At 36.6% G+C, this 26,147-nt stretch carries 29 protein-coding genes and 1 pseudogene; 13 read left to right on the forward strand and 17 right to left on the reverse strand.

The window, feature by feature from the left end:
- The 3 genes from P8I29_07715 to P8I29_07725 all read left to right on the forward strand — a co-directional run.
- On the forward strand, positions 1-1,082 hold a 1,082-nt coding region (locus P8I29_07715), incomplete at its 5' end, for a CDP-glycerol glycerophosphotransferase family protein (GenBank protein ID MDG1917674.1).
- On the forward strand, positions 1,079-1,720 hold the full coding sequence (locus P8I29_07720) for a class I SAM-dependent methyltransferase (protein MDG1917675.1): 642 nt from the start codon (positions 1,079-1,081) through the stop codon (positions 1,718-1,720). The genes P8I29_07715 and P8I29_07720, both read left to right, overlap by 4 nt.
- 31 nt (positions 1,721-1,751) lie before the next feature.
- Positions 1,752-2,006, forward strand: a complete 255-nt coding sequence (locus P8I29_07725; GenBank protein MDG1917676.1) for a BPTI/Kunitz domain-containing protein — start codon at positions 1,752-1,754, stop codon at positions 2,004-2,006.
- Here P8I29_07725 and P8I29_07730 read toward each other — a convergent pair.
- Positions 2,003-2,998 carry an NAD(P)H-dependent glycerol-3-phosphate dehydrogenase gene (locus P8I29_07730; GenBank protein MDG1917677.1) on the reverse strand — a complete coding sequence of 332 codons (996 nt, stop codon included), beginning with the start codon at positions 2,996-2,998 and terminating at the stop codon, positions 2,003-2,005. The genes P8I29_07725 and P8I29_07730 overlap by 4 nt on opposite strands.
- Positions 2,998-4,524 (reverse strand): lysine--tRNA ligase, encoded by a 1,527-nt coding sequence (lysS, locus tag P8I29_07735; GenBank protein MDG1917678.1) that lies wholly within the window; start codon positions 4,522-4,524, stop codon positions 2,998-3,000. The genes P8I29_07730 and lysS overlap by 1 nt, the downstream gene beginning before the upstream one ends.
- 101 nt (positions 4,525-4,625) lie before the next feature.
- Between lysS and P8I29_07740 the strand changes: the two genes are divergently transcribed.
- Genes P8I29_07740 through P8I29_07760 form a run of 5 tightly spaced genes read left to right on the forward strand, consistent with a single transcriptional unit; the run spans position 4,626 to position 9,339 of the window.
- Positions 4,626-5,609 carry a bifunctional phosphoglucose/phosphomannose isomerase gene (locus P8I29_07740; GenBank protein ID MDG1917679.1) on the forward strand — a complete coding sequence of 328 codons (984 nt, stop codon included), beginning with the start codon at positions 4,626-4,628 and terminating at the stop codon, positions 5,607-5,609.
- Positions 5,610-5,612: 3 nt separating this feature from the next.
- Positions 5,613-6,311: a lipoyl(octanoyl) transferase LipB gene (gene lipB, locus P8I29_07745; GenBank protein MDG1917680.1), complete on the forward strand. Its 699-nt coding sequence runs from the start codon at positions 5,613-5,615 to the stop codon at positions 6,309-6,311.
- Between the two features lie 29 nt (positions 6,312-6,340).
- The gene (locus tag P8I29_07750) at positions 6,341-6,748 is read left to right on the forward strand and encodes a hypothetical protein (GenBank protein ID MDG1917681.1); all 408 of its coding nucleotides are present in this window, start codon (positions 6,341-6,343) and stop codon (positions 6,746-6,748) included.
- Between the two features lie 47 nt (positions 6,749-6,795).
- The gene (locus P8I29_07755; GenBank protein ID MDG1917682.1) at positions 6,796-7,515 is read left to right on the forward strand and encodes a 3'-5' exonuclease; all 720 of its coding nucleotides are present in this window, start codon (positions 6,796-6,798) and stop codon (positions 7,513-7,515) included.
- A gap of 42 nt (positions 7,516-7,557) precedes the next feature.
- Positions 7,558-9,339 (forward strand): ABC transporter ATP-binding protein, encoded by a 1,782-nt coding sequence (locus tag P8I29_07760; protein MDG1917683.1) that lies wholly within the window; start codon positions 7,558-7,560, stop codon positions 9,337-9,339.
- A gap of 238 nt (positions 9,340-9,577) precedes the next feature.
- On the opposite strand, the gene P8I29_07765 is transcribed toward P8I29_07760, so the two are convergent.
- The 6 genes from P8I29_07765 to P8I29_07790 are packed head-to-tail and all read right to left on the reverse strand — an operon-like array spanning position 9,578 to position 16,000.
- A complete protein-coding gene (locus tag P8I29_07765) occupies positions 9,578-10,234 on the reverse strand; it encodes a 3-oxoacid CoA-transferase subunit B (GenBank protein MDG1917684.1) in 657 nt (218 codons plus the stop codon).
- Positions 10,234-10,935 carry a CoA transferase subunit A gene (locus P8I29_07770; protein ID MDG1917685.1) on the reverse strand — a complete coding sequence of 234 codons (702 nt, stop codon included), beginning with the start codon at positions 10,933-10,935 and terminating at the stop codon, positions 10,234-10,236. Before P8I29_07770 ends, P8I29_07765 begins: the two co-directional genes overlap by 1 nt.
- 10 nt (positions 10,936-10,945) lie before the next feature.
- Positions 10,946-13,207, reverse strand: coding sequence for a transglycosylase domain-containing protein (locus P8I29_07775; protein ID MDG1917686.1), 2,262 nt, complete (start codon positions 13,205-13,207; stop codon positions 10,946-10,948).
- 8 nt (positions 13,208-13,215) lie between these two features.
- On the reverse strand, positions 13,216-13,686 hold the full coding sequence (locus P8I29_07780; protein ID MDG1917687.1) for a gliding motility lipoprotein GldH: 471 nt from the start codon (positions 13,684-13,686) through the stop codon (positions 13,216-13,218).
- Positions 13,683-14,843: a regulatory iron-sulfur-containing complex subunit RicT gene (ricT, locus tag P8I29_07785; protein ID MDG1917688.1), complete on the reverse strand. Its 1,161-nt coding sequence runs from the start codon at positions 14,841-14,843 to the stop codon at positions 13,683-13,685. Before ricT ends, P8I29_07780 begins: the two co-directional genes overlap by 4 nt.
- 5 nt (positions 14,844-14,848) lie before the next feature.
- The gene (locus tag P8I29_07790) at positions 14,849-16,000 is read right to left on the reverse strand and encodes a DNA polymerase III subunit delta' (GenBank protein MDG1917689.1); all 1,152 of its coding nucleotides are present in this window, start codon (positions 15,998-16,000) and stop codon (positions 14,849-14,851) included.
- Positions 16,001-16,089: 89 nt separating this feature from the next.
- Here P8I29_07790 and P8I29_07795 point away from each other — a divergent pair, with 89 nt between their 5' ends.
- Complete coding sequence (locus P8I29_07795) at positions 16,090-17,280, forward strand: phosphoglycerate kinase (protein ID MDG1917690.1); 1,191 nt, start codon at positions 16,090-16,092, stop codon at positions 17,278-17,280.
- Here the strand turns inward: P8I29_07795 and P8I29_07800 are convergent.
- Positions 17,270-17,812 carry a CvpA family protein gene (locus P8I29_07800; protein ID MDG1917691.1) on the reverse strand — a complete coding sequence of 181 codons (543 nt, stop codon included), beginning with the start codon at positions 17,810-17,812 and terminating at the stop codon, positions 17,270-17,272. The genes P8I29_07795 and P8I29_07800 overlap by 11 nt on opposite strands.
- Positions 17,813-17,840: 28 nt before the next feature.
- Between P8I29_07800 and P8I29_07805 the strand changes: the two genes are divergently transcribed.
- Complete coding sequence (locus tag P8I29_07805) at positions 17,841-18,167, forward strand: hypothetical protein (protein ID MDG1917692.1); 327 nt, start codon at positions 17,841-17,843, stop codon at positions 18,165-18,167.
- Here the strand turns inward: P8I29_07805 and P8I29_07810 are convergent.
- Positions 18,164-18,532 carry a hypothetical protein gene (locus tag P8I29_07810; GenBank protein ID MDG1917693.1) on the reverse strand — a complete coding sequence of 123 codons (369 nt, stop codon included), beginning with the start codon at positions 18,530-18,532 and terminating at the stop codon, positions 18,164-18,166. The two genes, P8I29_07805 and P8I29_07810, sit on opposite strands and share 4 nt — an antisense overlap.
- Positions 18,533-18,584: 52 nt before the next feature.
- Between P8I29_07810 and P8I29_07815 the strand changes: the two genes are divergently transcribed.
- Both P8I29_07815 and pheS read left to right on the forward strand, forming a co-directional pair.
- Entirely contained in the window at positions 18,585-19,235 is a 651-nt protein-coding gene (locus P8I29_07815; GenBank protein ID MDG1917694.1) for a peptidylprolyl isomerase, read from the forward strand.
- Complete coding sequence (gene pheS / locus P8I29_07820; GenBank protein ID MDG1917695.1) at positions 19,236-20,255, forward strand: phenylalanine--tRNA ligase subunit alpha; 1,020 nt, start codon at positions 19,236-19,238, stop codon at positions 20,253-20,255.
- On the opposite strand, the gene P8I29_07825 is transcribed toward pheS, so the two are convergent.
- The 4 genes from P8I29_07825 to P8I29_07840 are packed head-to-tail and all read right to left on the reverse strand — an operon-like array spanning position 20,252 to position 23,311.
- Positions 20,252-20,455 carry a hypothetical protein gene (locus tag P8I29_07825; protein ID MDG1917696.1) on the reverse strand — a complete coding sequence of 68 codons (204 nt, stop codon included), beginning with the start codon at positions 20,453-20,455 and terminating at the stop codon, positions 20,252-20,254. The genes pheS and P8I29_07825 overlap by 4 nt on opposite strands.
- A gap of 31 nt (positions 20,456-20,486) precedes the next feature.
- The gene (gene neuC / locus P8I29_07830) at positions 20,487-21,623 is read right to left on the reverse strand and encodes a UDP-N-acetylglucosamine 2-epimerase (GenBank protein MDG1917697.1); all 1,137 of its coding nucleotides are present in this window, start codon (positions 21,621-21,623) and stop codon (positions 20,487-20,489) included.
- Positions 21,616-22,647 carry an N-acetylneuraminate synthase family protein gene (locus P8I29_07835; GenBank protein MDG1917698.1) on the reverse strand — a complete coding sequence of 344 codons (1,032 nt, stop codon included), beginning with the start codon at positions 22,645-22,647 and terminating at the stop codon, positions 21,616-21,618. Before P8I29_07835 ends, neuC begins: the two co-directional genes overlap by 8 nt.
- Entirely contained in the window at positions 22,640-23,311 is a 672-nt protein-coding gene (locus tag P8I29_07840) for an acylneuraminate cytidylyltransferase family protein (GenBank protein MDG1917699.1), read from the reverse strand. The genes P8I29_07835 and P8I29_07840 overlap by 8 nt, the downstream gene beginning before the upstream one ends.
- 108 nt (positions 23,312-23,419) lie before the next feature.
- On the opposite strand from P8I29_07840, the gene P8I29_07845 reads away from it, so the two are divergent.
- Positions 23,420-23,767: a heavy-metal-associated domain-containing protein gene (locus tag P8I29_07845; GenBank protein MDG1917700.1), complete on the forward strand. Its 348-nt coding sequence runs from the start codon at positions 23,420-23,422 to the stop codon at positions 23,765-23,767.
- 12 nt (positions 23,768-23,779) lie between these two features.
- Here P8I29_07845 and P8I29_07850 read toward each other — a convergent pair whose 3' ends face one another.
- The 3 genes and pseudogenes from P8I29_07850 to P8I29_07860 form a co-directional block, all read right to left on the reverse strand.
- A complete protein-coding gene (locus P8I29_07850) occupies positions 23,780-24,898 on the reverse strand; it encodes a GNAT family N-acetyltransferase (protein MDG1917701.1) in 1,119 nt (372 codons plus the stop codon).
- A 94-nt stretch (positions 24,899-24,992) separates the two neighbouring features.
- Positions 24,993-25,565 (reverse strand): annotated as a pseudogene (locus P8I29_07855) (PKD domain-containing protein).
- 198 nt (positions 25,566-25,763) lie between these two features.
- Positions 25,764-25,925, reverse strand: coding sequence for a hypothetical protein (locus tag P8I29_07860; GenBank protein ID MDG1917702.1), 162 nt, complete (start codon positions 25,923-25,925; stop codon positions 25,764-25,766).
- Positions 25,926-26,147 lie beyond the last annotated feature (222 nt).

Genomic DNA, 26,147 nt, shown 5'->3' on the forward strand with positions numbered 1-26,147 from the left:
TACTTTCATTTCTGTTTAACATACTAGATAAGCTATTTTTCAAAAAAGAATACATAGTTTTTTCTACACGCTCTGCAAAGGCATATGCCGACAATAGCAAGGTGCTATTTGAGGCCTTGCTTTCTAAAAACCCTCAAAAGACTTTTTTCTTTACTAAGAAGATGAAAATACTAGCAACTATCCCTAAAAACGGAATTTACGCTTACAGTCCAAAAGGGCTGTATATTCTTTTAAAATCTAAGCTATTAGTTTTTACACACGGCAAGTTCGATTTTTTTCCATACTTGCCAAGACCCCATTCTCAAAGAACGTTTTTGAATTTATTTCATGCCATTGCGGTAAAAAAACTAGCTGATAAGGCGTCTTTTTCAGCGTCTAAAAAGAAAGACATTGATAGTTGGGATTATTTTTTAGTGTCATCGCAGTTCGAAAAAGAATTCATAAAAAAACAATTTGGCTTTGATGAAAAACAAATGCTGAGCTTTGGTCAACCACGAAACGATATTATTGTTAAAAATAAACTTCAACCCTCTTCTAACAGTAAAAAGGTCGTTTTATATGCTCCTACATTCAGAGATCATACCATGACCATGCTATTCCCTTTTGAAGACGCTAACCTATTGGCATTAGATAAGTTTTTAGGTGAAAACAGCATTGAGATAATGATAAGACTTCATGTTCATGACGAGCAAAAGTATTCTAAGCGGAAGATTTTTAAAGCGTTAAAAAACATATATTTTAAAGGCTCTGACAAAATACCTTCGGTTAATGATTATTTACACAATGTAGATATGTTAATATCAGACTACTCTAGTATCGTATTAGATTATTTACTATTGGATAGGCCTATTGCTTACATTCCCTATGATTATGATGAATACAATGAGGTCAGAGGTTTTTCTTTCGATTATTTCAAACACCTCGCAGGACCTGTATTACAATCACAGAGCGATTTGCAATCATTTCTTTTGAGTGATGGTGAAGAACATGCTGAACAAAGAAAATCAATAACAACTATTTTTCACCAACATCAAGACGGCGAATCAACACAACGTTTAATTCAATTTATAGAAAGTATATGAGTATAATTATTAATGACAAAGCATATTGGTTAAACTTCTACAATAATGCGATGAAGATAAACACACCAAGTCCTTTTGCACAGTACCTTGTTGAAAATGAGATGCTTATAGGATCTAATCTACTAGTAGAGTTGGGCTGTGGTAACGGAAGAGACTCCGTATTTTTTGCCAAAAACGACATGCAAGTGATTGCAATAGATCAGTGTGAAAACACCACTGAAAAATTAAACCAAATTGAAAACATAGAATCTTTTGCTTCTGACTTTACACGCCTTCCTAGCTTTAGCGACAGACCACAAGCTGTCGATGTCGTCTATTCCAGATTTACTATGCATTCTGTAAACCTTGATGGAGAAGATAGAACCCTTGATTGGATTTTTAATAATTTAAAATCACAAGGCTTGTTTTGTGTAGAAGCCAGAACCATAAAGGATGATATATGTGGAAAAGGGGAAGATAAAGGGAATAATATTTGGTTTTATAATGGCCATCATAGAAGGTTTATTGAGGCCGATGAGTTTAAAGAAAAACTTAAAAAAATAGGCTTTGAAATAATTTATTTTGAAGAACAAAATGGCTTTGCTAAATATAAAGACTCCGATCCTATTGTATTGAGAGCAATTGTCAAAAAGCCGTAGTGTTTTAAGAACAATAAAAATCGGTTTAAAAATGAAAATAATCCAGTTGCTATATTTAAGCTTTTTGCTAATAGCTTTGCTCTTACTTTCGGCCTGTTCAAAAGACTGTGAATCCGACAATGCTGTATGTAGCCATACTCCTCCAACAGATGAGTTATGTTCTGCTGCTTTTCAAAGGTGGTTTTATAATGCAGATGAAAATACTTGTGAACAGATCGCTTATAGCGGATGTAGCGTATGGGGCTTTGAAACCTTAGAGGCTTGTCAAGAGTGCGATTGCGATTAGTTCAGATTATCTGACAACAAGCGCATTTCTATTACTGGAGAAATCTTTTCGTAAAGAATATGATAAACGGCGTTAGTGATAGGCATATCGATGTTGTATTGCTCGTTTATTTCTTTGATACACTTAACAGCATAGTAGCCTTCAGCTACCATATTCATTTCCAGTTGCGCAGACTTTACCGAATAGCCTTTGCCCACCATATTGCCGAAGGTTCTATTTCTACTAAATTGGGAATAAACAGTAACCAATAAATCACCTAAATAAGCCGATTCTTTGATATCCCTTTTGATGGGGTGAACGGTATCTACAAAACGTTTTATTTCTCGGATGGCATTAGAAGCCAAAACAGCTTGGAAATTATCTCCATATCCTAGACTATGACAAACCCCAGAAGCAATAGCAATAACATTTTTTAGAACGGCAGCGATTTCAGTACCATAGATATCTTCAGAAACATTAGTCTTGATGTATCGGCAACCGATTTGTTCGGCAAACCATTGTGCTTTTTCAACATCTTCACAGGCAACAGTTAGGTATGATAACCGTTCTAGGGCGACTTCTTCGGCGTGACAAGGCCCAGTTATAACACCTATATTTTTATAGGGAATTTGATAGTTGTCATGAAGATAGTCTCCTATGATTGTATTTTTTTCAGGCACTATTCCTTTAATGGCTGAAACCACGAATTTATTCTTCAAAGAAACCTCTAAAGGTTCAAGAGTACTACTAAGAAAAGCAGACGGCACAGCTAAAACAATGCAATCTGCAGCATCAACAACAGCATTGATATCTGAATCAAGGTTTAATTTTTCCGGAAATAATTCCGCTGCGCTGATATAATTGGGGTTATTGCCATAGCGTTTGATGTGTGCTATCGTTTCTTCATTACGCATCCACCAACCGACTTTAGTTTGGCTTTCTGACAACATCTTAACGATAGCTGTTGCCCAACTACCACCACCAATAACCGCTATGTTTTTAAACTCCGCCACTATTCTTCAGGTGTATTGTTTTCTGGCTTCATCTGTGGGAAGAATAACACATCTTGAATGGAATTGCTATTAGTCATTATCATAGACAGCCTGTCAATACCAATTCCAAGACCGGCCGTTGGAGGCATGCCGTATTCTATTGATCGTAAAAAATCCTCATCCAAAATCATAGCTTCTTCATCGCCTCTTTTAGCTAGTTTTAGCTGTTCTTCAAATCGTTCTCTTTGGTCAATAGGGTCATTCAATTCAGAAAAGGCATTGCATATTTCTTTGCCATTACAAATGGCTTCAAAACGTTCTACTAAACCCTCTTTTTCTCGGTGCTTTTTGGCTAAAGGTGACATTTCAACAGGATAGTCTGTAATGAAGGTTGGTTGTATCAATTGCCCTTCACATTTTTCGCCAAATATCTCATCTATTAGTTTGCCTCTTGCCATAGAAGAATCTACACTAACACCTAATTCTTTGGCGGTTTTTGCCATAGTTTCTTCGTCCATTTCAGAAATATCAATTCCAGTAAAATGTTCAATTGCCTCGTACATAGTGTATCGCTTCCAAGGTCTTTGGAAATTGATAAGGTTTTCTCCTACTTGAACTTCCGTAGTGCCGTGTAAGTCTAGGGCAATTTTTTCTACCATTTCTTCTACCAAATCCATCATCCAATTGTAGTCCTTGTAGGCTACATAAAGTTCTACTTGGGTAAACTCTGGATTATGAAAACGACTCATACCTTCGTTTCTAAAGTCTTTAGAAAACTCATAAACACCATCAAAGCCACCAACGATAAGTCTTTTGAGGTATAACTCATTGGCTATACGTAGGTAAAGCGGCATATCCAATGTGTTGTGATGTGTTTTGAATGGTCGTGCTGCAGCGCCACCATAGATGGGTTGTAAAATAGGTGTTTCTACTTCGAGATATCCTTTGTCGTTTAAGTACGAACGCATGGAATTGGTGAGCTGTGTCCTTTTGAGAAAAGCCTCTTTAACGTGTGGGTTAACTACTAAATCAACGTAACGCTGACGGTATCTTTTCTCAGGGTCGGTAAACGCATCGTACACTTTTCCATCCGTATCTGTTTTGGGTAGTGGTAGGGGTCTTAATGTTTTGCTTAAGACTACAAAACTTTCCACGTGAATAGAGATTTCACCCACCTTAGTGGTGAAAACATACCCTTTAATACCTATAAAATCACCTATATCAAGAAGCTTTTTGAAGACGGTATTGTACATGGTTTTGTCCTCGTTAGGACAAATTTCATCTCGATTAAAATAGAGCTGTATTCTTCCTGTACTATCTTGAAGTTCAGCAAAAGAAGCCTTTCCCATTACTCGACGACTCATCAAGCGACCTGCAATCTGAATATTCTTATAACCTAATTTATCGGCAGTATAATTTTTCTTTATTTCAGCAGCTGAAACATTAACATCAAATAATTCTGATGGGTATGGGTTGATACCCAACTCCAACAACTTTTGTAAAGATTCTCTTCTAACAATTTCTTGTTCTGACAACTCTCTATGCATGCTATAAATTTTCGGCAAAGATATTAAATAATTAACGGTCTATTTTTGTAGTTTTACACCGAATAAAAATAACCTTACACAAAACACGATTTATTATGAAAATGAATGATTACATCAGCGACTTTACTAAGCATCTAACAGAGGCTTTAGAAATAGGCAAGTCCACTCTACTTAGCGACCCTCATGCTGATATTCATAATGTTCTTATTTGTGGTTTGGGAGGTTCTGGAATCGGAGGTACTATTGTAAACGATTTGGTCTCTGAACACATCAATGTGCCTATTTCAGCAACTAAAGATTATAGCATCCCCAATTTTGTAGATGAAAATACTCTAGTTATAGCATCATCCTATTCAGGAAACACTGAAGAAACCCTTTATGCATTGGAAGCTTGTCAGAAACGAAGAGCTCAAATTGCATGTGTTACTTCAGGGGGAGCGTTAGAAAAACTAGCCAAAGAAAAAGGCTTCAACTGCATAACAATACCTGGTGGTCAGCCACCTCGAGCTATGTTTGGATACTCTTTCACTCAACTATTCTTCTTATTGAACCACTACGGCTTAATAGATGATTCTTTTATTTCTGAATTCGATAAAGGAATAGCTTTATTAGATAGTGAAGAAGAAGCTATAAAATCTAAGGCCAAGGTCTTAGCTACTAAACTATATGGTACAACACCTGTAATATATACGGCTGCAGGCTTCGAAGGGGTAGGCGTTCGTTTTCGTCAGCAAATCAACGAAAACAGTAAAATGTTATGTTGGCATCACGTCATTCCAGAAATGAATCATAACGAGTTGTTAGGTTGGAGAATAAACACCGATAATTTAGGAGTAGTTTATTTTAGAAACACCTGTGATTACGATAGAAATCAGGTGAGAATAGATATCAATAAAGATGTGATATCTAAATTTACAGATAACATTACTGAAGTTTGGAGTAAAGGCGATTCTCGAATCGAAAATAGTCTTTATCATATTCATTTAGGTGATTGGGTATCGTGGTATTTGTCAGAGATGAACGAGGTAGACGCTATTGAAATAGACGTTATTAACTTCCTAAAGAGCTCATTAGCAAAATTATAATGTATGCCTAAAGTTGTTTTTCAAGATTTAGGGCTTATCGATTATAAAGAAGCTTGGGACTATCAAGAAAAACGATTTAATGAAATCCTTGATGTTAAGAAAAACAACAGAAAGGAAAATAGACAAGACCCCACCTTATCGTACCTCTTATTTTGTGAGCACCCTCACGTGTATACTTTAGGAAAAAGTGGAGATGAAAAAAACCTTTTAGTGAATGAAGACTACCTCAAATCTAGAGGAGCTACGTTCTATAAAATTAATAGGGGTGGCGACATAACTTATCATGGACCCGGACAGATAGTCGGTTATCCCATTTTAGATTTGGATAATTTCTTTACCGACATTCATAAGTATCTGCGCTTCCTTGAAGAAGCGGTTATTTTAACCCTAGCAGAATATGGCATAGAAAGCATACGCTCTGATGGAGAAACGGGTGTTTGGCTAGATGTGGGCACAGATAAAGCACGTAAAATATGTGCCTTAGGGGTGCGTTCTAGCCGTTGGGTGACTATGCACGGATTTGCTTTTAACGTCAATTGTGATTTGTCCTATTTTGGCAATATTATTCCTTGCGGCATAGTCGATAAATCGGTGACTTCTATGCAAAAGGAACTAAATAGAGAAGTTGATATGCAAGAAGTCCAACAGAAGCTAAAAGGTCATCTCAAAAACCTGTTTGACTTTCATTTTGTAAATGAGTAACTTACTTTTGAATTTTAAAGCCACCTCTAATGAAACCACTTCTTATATTTTTAATCTCACTTTTAGTATTTACCTTTTTAGGTGTAGAGTTGAATTGGTACAGCTTTATCGTTTTACCAATTCTATCTTTGAGTTTATGTTTTGCTATATTCCAAAGAAATAGGCTAATGCCTAATCTCATCTCGGTTCACCAGTTTATATGTCTGTTTTTGTTATCCATTTTTATTCTTCATTTATTGGTATATTTTCTAAGCCCTCCTTATCTCAGGGTTATTTTTGAAATAGGTATTGCTGTGGCTTTATTTATATTAATTACAATAATTGCATTGAGAATAAGTACAAAAGAAGAAAAGAAGGTTAAGGCTTATAAATTGTTATTGCAATACGCTTATCTTATCTTTTGTTTTCAGATGTTTCCTGTAATAGTTTCTTATTGAATTATGCCGCATTATTCTGATGGGATATTCTTATCTTTGAAGTTGTTATGCTTGAAAACATTTCCATTCATAAAATACTATTTCTTGATGTAGAAACCGTTCCTGTAGCGCCCACTTTTTCTGAGCTTTCAGAAGAGTTTCAATCCTTGTGGGCAGACAAAACCCGTTGGCAGCTTTCAGAAGGGCAAACACCCGATGAATTTTATGGACTTAAGGCAGGCGTAATGGCAGAGTTCGCTAAAGTGATATGTGTTTCTGTAGGCTACATTTATGAGAAAAACAACACCTCTTTTTTTAGGATTAAGTCCTTTTATGGTGATGATGAGCAGTTATTATTAAATGAGCTTAAAACACTTTTAGACGATAAGTTTGCTACCCTAAGCCACTATTTGTGTGCTCATAATGGTAAGGAGTTCGATTACCCCTTTTTATGTAGGCGCATGATTGTCAATGGAGTAACCCTGCCTAAGATACTAGAAATAGCTGGTAAAAAACCGTGGGAAGTTCGTCATTTGGATACCATGGAACTGTGGAAGTTTGGTGACTACAAACACTATACTTCTATCAAATTATTATCCGCACTGTTTGGCATACCAACACCAAAAGACGATATAGATGGTAGTCAAGTAGCTAAAGTTTACTGGCAAGAAAAAGATTTAGAACGTATTCGGGTGTATTGTCAGAAAGATACACTTACCGTAGCACAAATTTTATTAAAATATATGGGAAAACCCATACTTACAGAAGAGCAAATAGAAGTTGCATAATTGAACGATAACCCCTAAATTGAGGCCATAAATTTACTTATCATGAGCAATACTTTATTAGAATTTAAAAACCTTGTCACAGAATTTCATACAGAAGGAAAAGTTGTTACAGCTGTAAATAATGTCAGTTTTACACTTAACAAAGGAGAAACAATTGGTATTGTTGGTGAATCAGGCTCTGGTAAGTCGGTTACCTCTTTATCGGCTATGCGTTTAGTTCCTTCTCCTCCGGGTAAAATTGCTGGTGGAGAAATTTTGTTCCACAAAAAAGATGGCGAAACGGTTGATTTCTTACAAATTTCTGAAAAAGAAATGCGTAAATATAGAGGTAATGAAATTGCTATGATATTTCAAGAGCCTATGACTTCTCTAAATCCCGTTTTTACGTGCGGTGATCAAGTTATGGAAGCTATTATGTTACATCAATCCATTAGCAAATCAGAAGCTAAAGGCTTAACGATAAAGTTATTTGAAGAAGTGCAATTGCCAGACCCTGAGCGTATTTTTAGCACTTATCCTCATCAGATTTCGGGGGGTCAAAAACAAAGGGTAATGATAGCTATGGCTATGTCTTGTCAGCCTTCAGTATTGGTTGCTGATGAGCCTACAACAGCACTTGACGTAACTGTTCAAAAAACCATTTTGGAGTTGATGCAAAAGCTTCAAAAGGAACACGATATGGGAATATTGTTTATCACCCACGACTTGGGTGTTATTGCTGAATTGGCAGATAAAGTGGTGGTTATGTACAAAGGTAATATTGTTGAGCAAGGCAGTGTTTGGGACATCTTTAACAATCCTCAACATCCCTACACCAAAGGGCTATTAGCCTGTCGCCCACCTCTTGATAAGCGTTATACTTTCCTGCCAACAGTTGGCGACTTTATGCAAACAAATGAAAAGGGAGAAAATATAGCTAATGATATTTCTGTAGAAGATTTTACCAAAGATTTAGTGATATCTAAGTCAGAAAGAGATAAACAGCAAAAAGCCTTATTCACTCAAGAGCCCTTGTTGCAAATTAAAAACCTTAAGACCTATTTCCCTATAAGAAATGGCTTTTTTGGTGGTATAACAGACTATGTAAAAGCGGTAGACGATATAAGCTTTGATGTTTATCCTGGAGAAACACTTGGTTTAGTTGGGGAGTCTGGTTGTGGTAAAACAACAACAGGTAGAACAATCTTAAGGCTTAATGAGCCAACCGATGGTCAGATGATTTATAAAGGTAGGGATATCGCCACATTTAATGAGCAAGAGTTAAGAGCATTTAGAAAGGAAGTGCAAATCATTTTTCAAGACCCTTATTCTTCGCTAAACCCTCGTATGACAATAGGCAATGCTATTATGGAGCCTATGCAGGTTCATGGCATTTTAGCCAATGATGAAGAGCGTAAAAAACGTGTAGAAGAGTTATTGGAAAAAGTAAGTTTGGGAGCAGAACACTTTAACCGCTATCCTCACGAATTTTCTGGAGGACAACGCCAACGAATAGGGATTGCAAGGGCATTGGCTGTAAACCCTAAATTCATCATCTGTGACGAGTCTGTTTCTGCATTAGACGTATCTGTTCAAGCACAAGTGCTTAACCTTTTAAACGATTTAAAAAAGGAGTTCGGCTTGACTTACATCTTCATTTCGCATGACCTTTCAGTGGTGAAGTATATGAGCGATAGAATGGTCGTCATGCAAAACGGAAAGATTGAAGAAATGGGCGATGCAGATCAAATTTACTTGGAAGCAAAAACACCATATACTCAGCGATTAATTTCTGCTATTCCTGAAGGAAGAAAGGAGAATATTAAAAAAGCGACTAAGGCCTAGTATTTCGCCTAGATATTCTTGATTTTACTCACTTATTTAGTTCATTTTTGGGTTCTAAAGCAGCTTCATCTGCTAAAACGCCTTGTTTGTCAGATAGTTTAATGACTCATCGAAAAATACTTTTTTAAGGGGTTTATTCGTTATACATTTGTAGTACTTAAAACATGAAAGCTTACGCTTCATAAATGAACTTGTTAAGGTTAAGTGGGATGCCGAGGTTAACGCCTCGGCATCTTTTTTATAAGTTCATTTCTGGTGTTTCCCCTTCTATTATCAGATTACCTTCAGTAGCATTTTGTATATCTACTACACTAACTCCCGGCGCTCTTTCTAGAAGTTTAAAGCCTTGGTCAGTAATTTCAAGAACGGCGAGATTTGTTACTATCTTTTTTACACAAGCAACTCCCGTTAAAGGGAGGCTACATTTTTTTAAAAGTTTACTCTCTCCTTTTTTATTGGTATGCATCATGGCCACAATGATATTGTCTGCCGAGGCGACTAGATCCATTGCACCACCCATTCCCTTTACCATTTTGCCGGGTATTTTCCAGTTAGCGATATCACCTTGTTCCGAAACTTCCATCGCCCCTAGCACTGTTAGCTGAACATGTTTACCTCTTATCATAGAGAAACTAGTAGCAGAATCAAAGAACACAGCACCATCTAGGGTTGTAATCGTTTGTTTACCAGCATTTATAAGATCTGCATCTTCTTCACCTTCAAAGGGGAAAGGCCCCATTCCTAACACACCGTTTTCAGATTGAAATTCTACGTTTATACCTTGAGGGATATAATTTGCTACTAATGTAGGAATTCCAATACCTAAATTTATATAATAGCCGTCTTTAAGTTCCTGTGCAATGCGTTTCGCTATACCTATTTTGTCTAATGCCATTATTCTTTAGTTCTTACGGTTCGTTGTTCTATTCTTTTCTCGTAGTTTGCCCCTTGAAAAATACGTTGTACAAAAATACCTGGCGTATGTATCTGTGCGGGGTCTAATTCCCCCGCTGGGACTAAGTGTTCTACCTCAGCTACAGTTATTTTGCCAGCCATTGCCATCATAGGATTAAAATTTCGAGCAGTACCTTTAAAGATCAGATTGCCAGCGGTATCCCCTTTCCAAGCTTTAACAAATGCATAGTCTGCTTCTAATGCAGATTCTAAAATGTGTGGCTGACCGTTAAAATCTCGAACCTCTTTGCCTTCAGCAATTTCTGTTCCATAACCAGCAGGAGTGAAGAATGCGGGAATACCTGCGCCTCCAGCTCTACATCGTTCGGCTAACGACCCTTGAGGGATTAAATCTACCTCTAGTTCACCACTCAGCATCTGACGTTCAAACTCAGCATTTTCTCCCACATATGAAGAGATCATCTTTTTTATTTGCTTCTTTTTAAGCAATAAGCCGAGCCCAAAGTCATCAACACCTGCGTTGTTAGAAATGCATGTTAAGCCTTTAATGTTGGAATCGGATAAAGCCTGAATAGCATTTTCAGGGATTCCACATAATCCAAATCCACCAAGCATAAAAGTCATATTGTCTTCTACCCCTTCTATTGCTTCTGCTATGGAATTTACTACTTTGTTTATCATATTAATAAGATTAAAATTCTTCGTATTCAGTCACTCCCTCATCATTTGCCCCACAATCTAGTAGTACATCAACGGATTGAGGGATATTAAATTTTTCAGGATAAATGCCTAGCGTTAAAGTGTCGGCGTATACTTTTTGCATATACTCGGCCCAAACGGGTAAAGCCATATTTGCCCCTTGTCCATAAAAAGTAGTTCTGAAATGGACACTTCTATCTTCATTACCAGACCATACTCCTGTGACTAAGTTAGGAGTTATTCCCATGAACCAACCGTCAGAATTGTTTTGGGTGGTACCTGTTTTACCACCTATTTCATTCTCGAACTTATATTTTCTTCTTAACCTTACTCCTGTACCCATGCTTACATCAGCATGAGGGTTATACACCCCGTCCACTACACCTTGCAACATTCTTACCATCAAATCAGCCGTTTTTTCACTCATAGCCTCATTTGTCTTAGGGGCAAAATCTTGAAGTAGAATACCATTTTTATCTTCTATTCTTGTTACGATAATTGGCTCTGTCCATATTCCTTTATTTACAAATGTAGAATAGGCTCCTACCATTTCATAAACAGATAAATCGAATGTGCCTAAACAAATAGATGGAACTGGGTCGAGCTTACTACTAATACCCATTTTCTTTGCTAAATCTAGTACAGAATGAGGGCCAAATTGTTTCATAATGTACGCCGTAATGGTATTAATGGAGTTGGCTAAGCCGAAACGTAAACTCATCAATATACCTTCGTATTTGTCATCAGAGTTTCTTGGAACCCAATCTTTGTCGGGGAGTCCCCATTGATTTTTTTCAAAAACTACAGGTACGTTAGGGATTTCATAGCAGGGGGAATACCCTTCTTGCATGGCCAAGGCATATAAAAAAGGTTTAAAAGTCGAACCTACTTGTCGTTTACCGACCTTGACGTGATCGTATTTAAAATACTTATAATTAATACCTCCAACATAGGCTTTTACATGACCAGTATTTGGATCCATACTCATCATTCCCGAATGTATGAAGTATTTATAATAACGTACAGAGTCCATAGGTGACATTGTGGTATCTCTTTCTCCTTTCCAAGTAAAAACTCGCATTGGGACTTTTGTTCTAAATGCTTTTTTTATTTCTTTTTCAGATGCTTTACGGCTTTTTAATTTTTTATAACGGTCAGAACGTTTCATGCCTAGCTCTAATATTGCCATAATTTGTTCTCTATCGAAATCTTTTGGAAACGGTGCGTTTGAATAGCCCTTCCAATGTTTGAAAAAGTCGCTTTGCAACGAGGCTAAATGAGAGTGAACAGCATCTTCAGCATATTCTTGCATTTTAGAATTTATAGAGGTATAAATTTTTAGACCATCTGTATAAAGATTGTAGTTAGTACCATCGGCTTTATGATTTTCTTTACACCATTCTTTAAGATCACCTCTAAGGTATTCTCTAAGGTATGGGGCAAGCCCTTCATTATGGCTCGCTTTTTTGAAGTCTAATGTTATAGGGTTATTTGATAAAGAATCAAATTCTAATGCAGAGACATAGTCGTATTTCTTCATTTGTGAGAGCACCACATTCCGTCTTTCTTGGCTAATTTCTAACCTTCTGTTAGGGTTATATAGCGAAGGGTTTTTTAACATTCCCACAAGCATTGCAGACTCTTCTATTGTTAAAGCATCAGGTGTAGTATTAAAATATATTTGAGAGGCTGATTTTATCCCAACAGCATTATTTATGAAATCAAATTTATTGAGATACATGGTAAGAATCTCATCTTTAGTGTATTGCCTTTCTAGTCTAACGGCGATTATCCACTCTTTAAATTTTTGCATTACTCTTTGAAGTCCAGAGGCTGGTTTTTCAGTAAACAACATTTTAGCAAGTTGTTGAGTAATTGTACTAGCTCCACCGGAGTTTGAGCCTGTCATCACACCTTTTACAGCTCGTAACAGCGCACGAATATCTATTCCAGAATGATCTCGGAACCTTATATCTTCGGTCGATATAAGAGCATCTACAAGCTTAGGGCTTAACTCATGATATTTGACATTGCTTCTATTTTCAAAAAAGTATTTACCTAAAACAACACCATCGGAGGATATGATTTCTGTTGCTAAATTACTTTTTGGGTTTTCTAGTTCTTCAAAGGTTGGAAGTTCACCAAATAAACCCACAGAAGTAAGGTAAAGGGTAATGGATAAAAGGATAATTGGACTTAAAATCAATAGCCACAACGAAAACACCTTTTGCTTGATAGATGTATTTTTCATCATATTTAGTCTTATTTTTCTATTCTTAAACCTATTTCCATTATCCCTGGAAGTTCCTCAATCTTAGCCAAGTCGCCATGTCGCATAGCTTGCTCAATTTTAAATGTATACCATCCATCTTCTTTGAGTCGACTTGTTTTAAACTGACATTGAATGTCCCATATATCCCCCAATCCATTTCCAATCCACTTCCCGTTTTTCTCTGCTAAAACACACTCTAGGGTGTCTTTTTTTATTGTTCCATCTGGAGAAATAGTATTTACAAATATCCATAAATTAGAGAATGGATAGCTGCTCGAATGCCTTACGTTAACAAGCATATTCAGCTCCGATATAGTATCTATATGGTTATATTCAAAAGAGGGTGTTTGATTGAGTGTCCAAACGTTATTTTCTATAGATATATTTTTTTCGAAGACTCTGTTGGAATCACATGAAAACAAGAAAAGTAAAACAACAGTTATGTAACAATATTTCATCATACCTTTTTAGTTTTTCTTTTAAAGAATCGACGTTTTTTACCTTTCTTTTGCTTTTTTTGACGATTGTCGAAACGATTAATACTGTCTTGTCCAACAACATTTTCGTAATCATTTTTAGGCGTGTCTATTGGTGTAAAGAATTGCTCTAATTTATCAGGGACAATACCTTTTGAGTTTTGTTCAATCACTTTGTTGACATAGTCGAGTGGAAGCTCAACTATTGATTCATTAGCAGACATAGGGTATGCGTACCACATTTTACGCTGAAAAATATCCATTTTGATGAATGAACACTCTCCTAATTTTGTTTTAAGCTTAGTGTTTGTGTTTGGAAATTCTTTGATCCCCTCCATATATCCATCTAGCTCATAGTTTAGACAGCATTTAAGTTTACCACACTGACCGGCTAATTTTTGAGGGTTTATAGATAGCTGTTGATACCTAGCGGCAGAGGTGCTTACACTTCTAAAATCTGTTAGCCAAGAGGAGCAACACAACTCTCTACCACACGCCCCAATACCACCCAGCCTTGCAGCTTCTTGTCGTGCTCCAATTTGTCGCATTTCTATTCTGATTTTAAACTGAGAAGATAAGGCCTTTATTAACTCTCTAAAGTCAACTCTACCATTAGCCGTATAATAAAAGGTCGCTTTATTTTTATCGCCTTGATATTCTACGTCGCTTATTTTCATCTCAAGCCCTAGCAGTTCGGCAGATTTCCTTGCTCCATGCATGGTTTCATTTTCTAAGGCAACAGCTTCTTTCCATTTTAGGATATCGTTTTCTTTAGCCTTTCTGTAGATAATACATAAATCGTCCAGTGAGGATGATTTTATCTTCTTTTTCATTTGCAACTTTGCTAATGAACCGATGATAGATACTACACCAATATCGTGCCCAGAATCGGACTGAACAGCCACTACATCGCCAACTGATAATGGTAGTTTTTTGGAGTTGTTATAGAATTCTTTACGACTACCTTTAAAACGCACTTCTACGCCCATGAATGTGCTGTCGCTATCAGCATCTTGAATGTTAGCAAGCCAGTCAAAAACAGACAATTGATTACACCCTCCACTACCGCAGTTACCGTTGTTTTTACAACCTCTTGGTAATCCGCTACCACATCCGCCTGAAGAACATCCTGAGCAACCCATAGTATTTAGTTTGTAGTTGTTTGCAAATTTATACTTTTAGCGTGAAGAAGCACGACCATCTTTAGTGTCAAATCCATAAAAATAATTTTAGCATTTCCGTTTCTAGTAATATGTTGATGGGCAAGTTCTAATTCTTCAATTATTTCAACAGCATTATTTTGATGAATGAAAGGAGCAAACTTTTCGGTAAAAACCCGTTCTTCCTCTCTAACTTTTTTTATGCTATGATGAGCAAAATTTTGTATTAAGCTTTCTCTGACCATATGTAAGGCATATTGCAAAAACCCTTTTTGTTGCTCTCTTCCCCATGAGTTGGCAGTGTCAATCCAAGATGATAATTCTACAACTTTTGCTTTATAACACATCCTCATCCAATTTTGGAACTCTTCTGTATTTTGAGACAGCATTTCATTTCCAATTAAAAAATGAATAGCCTTGCCAATGTTGCCGTCAGACAATATTGCTGTTTCGTTAGCACGACCTTCATCGACATTATAGCTTTTTTGAAGGAAGTCTGAAAGGCTCTTTTCATCGGTTGGGTCAATGCTTAAACTTTGTAGCCTAGAAACAATGGTAGCTAGTAAGTTTTCAGCATGTGATGTTAATAGGATAAAGATGGTTTTTTCTGGTGGCTCTTCCAGTAGCTTCAAAAGTTTATTGGCTGTTGGCCCATGCATCTTCTCGGCATGCCAAATAATAATAACTCTATACGAACCCTCATAAGGTTTAAGGATAGTTTTTTTACTTAATTCATTTGCTTCGTTTACGCTTATAAAGCCTTGCTTGTTAGTTGTCCCCAAATGAGAATACCAATCTTCTTCAGAGGGGAAAGGATTATTTTCTAACAAGGATCTCCAGTCTGAAATAAACAAATCGCTAGTAGGATTACTGCCTTTGCCAGTAATAACAGGGAAAACCCAATGCAAGTCAGGGTGGCTAAGCTTAGCACTCTTTAAGCATGAGGGACATCTGCCGCATGAATCGTTTTCTGTGGGTTCGGCGCACATCAAATATTGTGCAAAAGCCCACGCCATAGCTAGGCCAGAAGAGCCGTCTTCCCCTAAAAACAAATGCGCATGACTTAACCTGTCATTTTGGACAGCTTTAAGTAAATGTTGTTTTGCCCTATCGTTGGAAGGAATATCTTTAAAAAGCATAGTTGTTATTCACTAATTCTTCAAAGGTAATGAATAAATCTTTTTTAGATTACTTAAAGAAAATATACATTTGCCTAAATTTTTTACAAATGAAACACCTAGATTCTTTTCCTTTTCAAAACCAACGTTTTCTTATTAGGGTAGACTTCAATGTGCCTATGGATGCAGACTTGAAAATTACCGACGATACGAGAATGAGAGCTACTCTACCAACCATAAATAAGATTATTTCTTCTGGCGGCTCTGTAGTATTAATGTCACATAGAGGAAGACCTAAAGGAACAGAAGATAAGCTGTCGATGCGTCATTTAGTATCTCACTTAAGTGATTTATTATCCGTTGATGTTAAGTTTGTTGACCAATGTGTTGGAGAAAAAGCTGTTCAGGCTAGTCAATCTTTACAATCAGGAGAGGTGTTATTGGTTGAAAATTTACGTTTTCACTCTGAAGAAACTGCTGGTGATCTTGCTTTTGCAAAACAACTGTCAGAATTAGGAGATGTTTATGTCAATGACGCTTTCGGAACCGCTCATAGAGCCCACGCTTCAACAGCTGTTATTGCCCAACTTTTTCAAGACAAAAAGTGCTTTGGATATGTGATGGCTAATGAGATAGAGAATATTGACAAAGTGGTTGGAGGAGCAAAAAAGCCATTTACTGCCATTATGGGAGGTGCAAAAGTATCTTCTAAAATCACTATCATCCTTCGTATGCTTGAAGAAGTCGACAACTTAATAATTGGCGGGGGCATGACTTATACTTTTGTTAAGGCAATGGGAGGTGAAGTAGGAAATTCTTTAGTAGAAGAAGACAAGTTGGATTTGGCTCTAGAAATTATGGAGACGGCTAAAGCAAAAGGCGTTAGGCTGTGTATTCCTACTGATTCTATGAATGCAGATAAGTTTGAAAACGACGCTAACAAAGAATACTCTTTGGTGGGCAATGTTCCTGAGGGTTTTATGGGCTTAGATATTGGACATCAGACCGCACAACAGTTTACAGAAGTAATAGAACAATCAGCTACTATATTGTGGAACGGTCCAATGGGAGTTTTTGAAATGGAAAACTTTTCTCAAGGCACAAAAGCCATTGCTGACGCTTTAGTTAGCGCTACCAATAAAGGGGCTTTCACTCTTGTAGGTGGTGGCGATTCTGTAGCAGCAATTAATAAATACGATATGTCTGATAAGGTAAGCTATGTATCAACAGGTGGTGGCGCTATGCTTGAATACTTAGAAGGCAAGGCCTTGCCAGGAATTGCGGCGATTATTAAAGACTAATTTTATCTTCAGTATCTTTCCAAACCTTTTCAGCTTCTTTAATTAAAGAGTCACCATCTTTTACATTTGGCATTATTGAAGGTATCATGTTTGAGATAGGCTCATACAATACGGATTCTTTTTTCTGTTTGATAGGTATCAAATTGAGATAGTAATCAAAGGTGTTAAAAATAAGAAGCAATCCACTTATTATAAATGCGGTTTTCATTATTCCAAAAACACCGCCCAATAAACGACTAATAATACCTAAGGCAACTGCTTTAACAATTTTATCTATTATAAATCCGACTAATCTTATTGCTAAAACAATGGCAATAAACGTAATGGCGAATGATACAATAGGAACAAATGAGGTTTCTATAGAAAAGTGCTCTTTTAAATAGGGATGGATGCTATCTGCAAAATGAACAGCACCATATATACCAGCTATTAAAGCAATTAGGGCAGCAAGTTCTTTTACAATCCCCTTGCTTATACCTTTATACAAACCCCACAACAGAGGAACAGCTAAAACAATATCTAAATAATTCATAAGACTTCAAAAGTAGTATTTTTGTGGCATGGAAAACAGCTTAGATGAAAATTGGAATAATTTACTTGCGAAACTTGCCCATCGTTTTGGTGAGGGCTTAGATTTACAAGCCATATTGTTTCTTATTGGGCTACAGGAGTTGGGGCAAGGTTATCAGAAATTGAACAAAAATCAGAAGTTGGATGTCATTCATATTGCTGTTTGTGCGCTTTTAAGCCAATGGGGCATTTATGAATTTTCTGGTCACGATGAAGACGGCTGGCCACATTGGAAAGCCACTGATAAATTGCCTAGCCTTAATGCTAAGCAACAAGATGAAATGATTAAAGAGGCAATTATAGAGTACTTCAACTAGTTTACAGGAAGTATCTCAATATTTTTATAAATGGTTTTTCCTCGTGTCAAACGAATAACTGTTGTGCCGTACAATAGGGTATCAGCAGACTCAGCGTCAGTTAATGTGTAAGCTTCAACATTCATTAAAGCCTCCAATTCTAAAACATGTTCTGTTTGCCCGTTGAAGTCAGATACTAAAGTGCTAACAACATCCGTTTGAGTAACACCGACGATGTCCTCTTGATATAGTTTAACAGTCGCCCCAGAAACGGTATTGCCTTCCATGTCATAGACGGTAATAATACCTTTAGTTAGCGGCTCTTCGTAACACGAAGACAGAGAAAATAGGGTAATAAAAACAATCAGCAGTCGACTTATCTTCATTTTGTAAATGATTATTTGTTAATTTGCTTATCCAAACAAAGATAGTAATTATATGAAACCAATATTAACAGTCGTATTAGCATTTTCTTTAAGTCTACTTGCGCATTCTCAAGAGCGAGTAAAAGTAAAAATATCCACTAACTATGGTGATATAGTAGCCGAGCTTTATGATGAAACCCCAATACATAGAGATAATTTCATAAAACTTGTTAAAGACGGTTTTTATAATGGCACACTTTTTCACAGAGTTATCCCTGGCTTTATGATTCAAGGTGGAGACCCTGTTTCTAAAGAAGAAAATCCTCAGCAATCGATTGGCAATGGAGGTCCGGGTTACACCTTACCAGCAGAATTTAACAAGAAATTTTTTCATAAAAAAGGCGCTCTAGCAGCAGCTCGTATGGGCGATGCGGTCAATCCCAAAAAAGAGTCTTCAGGCTCGCAGTTTTATATTGTTGAAGGTCAAGTTTATGATGAAAAAACCTTAACTATGTTTGCTAATAGAATGGGGGTAACCTTTAACAAGGAACAGCAAAAAGCCTATTCTACAATTGGAGGAACACCACATTTGGACGCTAACTATACGGTGTTTGGAGAGGTTATAGAAGGCCTTGAGCTCATCTCTAAAATATCGAATGTAAAAAGGGACAAAAACAACTTACCCTTAGAAAAAGTAGTTATGAAAGTAAGCCTAATCAAGTAGATGTTACAAAAAGCTAAAGAATTATTAGTTGAGGTCTCCTCTTATTCTCCCAAAAATGCGGAAGAGTTAGAACAGTTTCGTATTCAATACCTCGGTAAAAAAGGTTTGATGAACGATTTGTTTGCGGCGTTTAAAGAAGTGCCTAATGAGCAAAAGAAAGATTTTGGACAAGCTCTAAACCAGCTTAAAAAAGCCATTCAAGATAAATTGGAAGAAGGCAAACAAAGTTTTTCAGATAATACGGAGCAATCTTCAGGCTTAGATTTGTCAAGGCCTGTTGTAGAAGATCAATTAGGCAGCAGACACCCTTTATCATTAGTGCGAAACGAGATTGTTGACATATTTAATCGTATTGGCTTCACTCTTTCAGAAGGACCGGAGATAGAAGACGATTGGCACAACTTCACCGCTCTTAATTTACCCGATGAGCACCCAGCAAGAGATATGCAGGATACTTTCTTTATTCAGCAAAACCCTGACATCTTACTCAGAACACATACTTCATCGGTACAGGTTAGGTTTATGGAAGACAACCAGCCTCCCATTAGGACATTATCACCAGGTAGAGTATACAGAAATGAAGCCATTTCAGCTCGAGCGCATTGTATTTTCCATCAAGTAGAAGGGTTATACATTGATAAAGACGTTTCTTTTGCGGACCTTAAACAGACCTTGCTTTACTTTGCTAAAGAAATGTTTGGCGACAAAACAGAGATCCGATTACGTCCGTCCTATTTTCCTTTTACTGAACCAAGTGCTGAGGTAGATGTGTCTTGTAATATATGCTCTGGCAAAGGGTGTAACGTATGTAAATACACAGGTTATTTAGAAATCCTAGGCTGTGGTATGGTTGACCCTAACGTACTCAGAAATTGTGGCATTGACCCAGAGATATATACTGGCTTTGCTTTTGGTATGGGTATAGAACGAATAGCTATGCTCAAATATCAAGTCAAGGACTTACGTTTATTCTTTGAAAATGATGTTCGTTTTCTAGAGCAGTTTAAATCAACTATTTAGTTAGTCGCACAGCCCATAGTACAATTTTCCATTCCACAGGCGGCACAAACATTGTCTTTGTTATCGTTGTGATTGCATTCGCATTGCTCCGTTCCGCAACAGCTGCCTTCATGAGTGTGAGACACTGTATTATCCTTTTCACAAGATACGAAACAGATACTACAAATTGTAATTAGAGATAAATAAAATAGCTTTTTCATTTGGTGTTATTTAGAGGAACAAATTTAAGGATTAATTGTTAGAAAATTCACGATCTTTAAATTGTTTTTGACAAGGAATTGACCACAGCTCAGCACCCATTAGCAGTTCTATAAATAGTTGGTCACTTTGTCCCTTTCCAAATGGATGACTTGACTTGCTTGGCGTCCTATTTTTAGCTTTTTCTATGGCTAAACGTATCTCTTTTTTGTCATAAGAACAGTGTACAACACTATCGGATTTGACTCTATTCAATTGTCGGCTTCCAATATCAATACTTGTAACACCATAATAGGGAGCCTCTCTTACTCCAGCACTACTATTGCCAATAATAAATTGACAATTTTTTAGAAGCACTAAGAAATATTCAAAGCGTAGAGACGGAAAAATTTTAAACCTTGAATTATTTTCTAATTTTTTTAAAGCCTTATTTATCAAAGATGAACCCATGTCATTATTGGGCTTGATGACGATATAGTTACCATCGTCTTCTAATACAGAATTCACTAAATTATTAGCGTATTCTGCTATTTTATTTTCAGTAGTGACAGGGTGAAACATTAAGATATTAAAGCGCTTAAATGGAATATCATAATAATCCACAGCCTCATTTAAGCTTGGCAAACTTTCTGAAAACATAATATCAATATCTGGTGAGCCAATCACAAAGATTTGACTTTCTAACTCACCCATCTGTAGTAAGCGTTGTTTAGCTTCTTCATTAGCTACAAAATGGATGTGACTCAGTTTGCTTATCGAATGCCTAATAAGTTCATCAATAGTTCCCGATACTTCACCACCTTCTATATGCCCTACCAAAATATTATTCAAAGAGCCGACAATTGCCCCTGCTAAGGCTTCCACTCTGTCACCATGAACAAGCAACATATCTGCTTGTACTTCTTTTACAAAACTCGATAACCCTTCTATGGTTTTGGCAAGAGTCAAATCCATAGTGGATTCTTTGGTGTGATTAGGAAATTTATGAATGTTTTTAAAACCAGATTTTTCTATTTCGTTAACGGTATAGCCATACTCTTCTTGTAGGTGCATACCTGTAGCAAAAATATGAACCTTAAAATCATCCGATTCTGAACTGATTTTTATTAAGGATTTTAACTTGCCAAAATCGGCACGAGTACCAGAAAGAAATACGATAGTCTTACTCAAAATCTTGCCAGTTTAATTGTTCATCGTTTTGTATATCTCTTTTGGCTTTTTTACCCAAAATAGAGTTGAAATGTTCGGCTAGTATTGGACCTGTTCCAGGACGTTTAACCCAGATATTATCCATGCTAAGAGCCTCTCCTTTTGTGATATTTTTGATAGAACATACCGTAGCAAAGGCAAAGTCAATAGTCACTTGCTCTTCTTCGGCAGGACCTTTTGTTCCTCCACTTTGTTCCCAAATAATGCGACTACCTTCAATAAGTGCTTTACAGTTTTCTTCGTCCATAGAACACACAATATCTGGACCTGTTCTGTTCATGTGGTCCGTAAAGTGTCTTTCTAAGATAGACGCTCCTAAAGCAACGGCTCCTAAACAAGCATGATTGCTTATGGTATGGTCAGATAAGCCAAAAGTGGTGCCCGAAAAATGATTGGCCATCTCTTGCATAGCTCCTAATCGGACCAATCGATTAGGAGTAGGGTACAAGTTTGTAGTGTGCAATAAAGCGTATTGAACATTATGTTTTTTGAAAATGGATACAGCCTTTGTAATGCTTTCAATAGTATTCATGCCAGTACTCAAAATAATAGGCTTACCGAAAGACGAAATATGCTCTAATAATGGGTAGTTATTACATTCGCCAGAGCCAATTTTATAGGCTGGAACATCCCATTGATGTAGTCTGTCGGCAGCAGCTCTAGAAAATGGCGTACTTATAAATATCATCCCTTTGGATTCTACGTATTTTTTGAGTTCCAGCTCTTCCCTTTCGTTAAGCGAACAGCGCTCCATAATTTCATAAATGGAAACATCGGCATTGCCAGGGATTACCTTTTTGGCAGCCCCACTCATTTCATCTTCTACAATGTGGGTTTGATGCTTGACTATTTCTACACCTGCACGATGTGCCGCATTTACCATTTCTTTAGCTACTTCTAAACTTCCCTCGTGGTTAATGCCAATTTCAGCAATGACAACTGGGGGGTATTCTGCTCCAATTTTTCTTCCTGCTATTTCAATCATGGTATTCTTTTGAGATTAATTCTGCCCACTTCCAATCCAACTCTGTATCAATATCTACGCTAGCATATGGGTGATCAATAAGCATAGCCGTTGGTTTTTCGCTTATCAATTTGCCATTTTTGGCTAAGTCGTATGAACATAAATAAAGCAATCCGTTTTCATAGTATAAGGGCTCTAAATCTTGCGATCTTTGTCCAAATTCATAGGTGAATGGCTTAAAGGTTGAATGTTCGATTTTACCGAGTTTATGCTGGTTTAAACTGACTGTTATCAGACAGTCGCTTTGCTTTTCTTGTAGTAATTCGAAGGCCTCTTTAAACATCTTTTTAGGCCGTAAAGGATTGGTGGGTTGTAATACCACAATGTAGTCGTATATCTTATCGGTTTGGGCAATAACATCTTTTACGACCTCTCTTGTGGGCGTATGGTCTGTAGCTAAACTTTCATCTCGCCAAAGTATAGGCACATTATATTGTTGAGCTATAAGCTCAATTTGTTTATCGTTCGTTGATATTACGGTATCTGTACCTATACAATGTTGAGCATATCTTATGCTGTGTTCTACTAGAGGAATACCGTTAAAAGGTTTGGTGTTTTTACCTTTAATACGTTTTGAACCTGCTCTAGCTGGAATTATTATGAGTATGCTTGGCGCTGATATCATTATCACAAATCTATTGTTTTTCCTTTAAATCCTTTGAGTATTTTTTTTGTAAATTGCAGTTGAGCAAGTCTTCTAACAAAATTTAATCAGCTTATAACCCCTTACGTTATGATATCAATTAAAAAAACATTTCCATTATTATTCATTTTTTCATTGCTGTGTTCAACTTTACTTTTTGCCAGTGGGGATAAAGTCAAAATGAAGATAAAAGTTTGGGGCAACTGCGGAATGTGTCATAAAACCATTGTTAGCACTGTCAAATCTATAGATGGTGTTATTTTTGCCAAATGGAGTTCGGAGACTAAGATACTAGTAGTTAAATTTTTGTCCGAGCAAACCGATATTGATGAAATACAAAAGAAAATAGCATCTGTGGGTTATGATACTGAAAATTATAAGGCAGACGATGAGGTTTATAACAAGCTACACCATTGTTGTAAATACGATAGAAAATAGCTTATTTTAAATCTATGCAAAAGGCTTCCTTTGCGTCCAGACTTTGGGTTTAATCTGAGATAGTATGGGCCTAAGAATACGCCTTAATAAGGGACTCTTAAGGTAGATATAAATATGAGATTGAATTGGTGTTGCACCCACATTACTCTTAAATTCTGCTGCTGTTCTTCCAAAAACAAGGTGTTGTTTGTTATGTTCAATGGCTCCTTTTATGGTTTGATTCAAAATTTTCTCGTAAACACGATGAGAGCGGTTGTATCTGTAGTCCAGTCCTATGAAGTAAGAATAAAGGGTTTTTTCGGTCCTCAACTCTGAGGAAAAGGCAATCATTTCATCGTTTAGGAAGTAGCCAAAAACGAGGCATTGAGGGTTGTCGAGTATAATTAAATCTCGGTATATATCCGTATTGAAAGGAGCTATAGCAAAGGCCGATTTTTGATGCACATTGGCAAACAATTCTTGCATTTTTTGGGCATATTTTTCTAAACCTTCTTTATCCAGTGCTTTTACACTTACGGCATCACTTTTTTTAAGAACACTTTTTAAGCGACTTCTGTATTTTTTCTTTAGAGCTTGTCTATAATCCTCAAATGTTTGCCATTCTTGAGGGATCTTCATTTGCATATCCTCATCGACTTCGATTTTTATCAATTCAGGAAATGCTTCATTAGGGTTATCTATATTTAGTGCTTTAAAAAAATGATCGGGGATGATAAACTTACCGACTCCAAAATCCTCTTGAATGGCGTTCAACAGGTTTTTTACAAATAAGCTCTTGTCGCTTATTTTTGGGATATATAGATTAGAAATATTAGTCAAAAGACCGTTGCCCAACGCTACTACTCTAAGTTTTAACAGACGCAAAACAAGACTTATAATACTTTGGCCTAAATCGTTCTTTTTTTGATAAGAGTGAATTTTATTTCCTCCAATAATGAAATGCTGAGCATAGCCCATAGCACTATTTAATTCATCATCAACGGTGTAGTATATGGATTGTATCTGTTTCTGATGAAATTTTTCAAAAGTCTTTTTGAAGTCCAAAGACATGAATACATTCTCTTTAGGACGTAATTTTTCCCATTGATTTTGGTCTAAATATTTTGAACCTTTATGTAGTTGGACTTTCAAATGAACAAATAGAAATTTTAGGAAGCAAAAGTATGAATAAAAATAGCCTGAATCTAAAAAAGACTCAGGCTATAAAAAAAATATACTGTATTTTTTATTCAATGTTTAAATATAAAATATCAGTATGTGGGCAACCCTCGGCATTTGTACTATAATGGTAGTATGTGCCGCTACAAAAATAGTTTTCGCCATTCCATGAATAACTATAAGTCGCACTATGCGTTTGACTCGCCTCTGTGGATGCGTTGATAGTAAGAATTAATTTTTTATCAGCAAAACATCCTTGAGGTGCTAAAACAGACTGATAGTAAGTCCCGCTTGAAGTATATTGCTGTCCAGAAATATCCCAAGTATATTCATCACATTCAGTAACATTTGTTGTTGATATAAGAGGATTATTTACAGTTAGGTTTAGAGTATAATCTTGACATGAAGGAGAAACATAATAATAAGTGCCTGAACAATAATAAGTAGTGCCAAACCAATCGTATGAACCCGTTGCAGTAATATTACTAACAGGGCTACCACTCAGAGGTACCACATTAATATAGTTATTATAGGTTTCTGATGAACTGCCATATGAATTCGTTGCGGTAAGAGTCACATTAAATGCTCCTCCACTTGCATATGTATGTGTCGGATTTTGTTCGGTTGATGTATTTCCATCTCCAAAATTCCATAACTACGAGGTTGGATTATGTTCACTTTCATCCGTAAACGTTATGGGCTGATTTTGACATACAGTAGTTTGGTCTACAGAAAAAATAACGTTTGGCTTATGCTTTAATTCGATTGACCATATTCCTCTACCATAGGTCCCTGCAACTAATTGTGCACTACTCTTATGTATCTCTAATTCTTTAACTTAGACATAGGGCAAGCTGTTGTTATTAAATAATGACCAGGATGTGCTTGTGTATGAGGGTAATTTATAAACCCCTAAATCGACACCTACGAATACTTCGTCAGTATTTTCATCAAGTATAATACAATTTACAGGTACATTAGGAAGTCCTGATCCGGTCATATTTGACCATGAGGACCCTCCATTAGTGGATTTATAAACTTTATTGCCGCTCGAGGTACCTGAATATGTAACCTATACAGTATTGGGGTCTGTTTCTAGTGTGGCGATGTCGGTTATCCATAAATTTGGTAAGCCACCAAGTTGACTCCAAGACACCCCACCGTTGCTTGTTTTGAATAGCTTGGTATTGGTTGAGAAATATATAATATTGGGGTCGGTGGT

The sequence above is a fragment of the Flavobacteriales bacterium genome (assembly GCA_029248105.1).
Classification (GTDB): Bacteria; Bacteroidota; Bacteroidia; order Flavobacteriales; family UBA7312; genus UBA8444.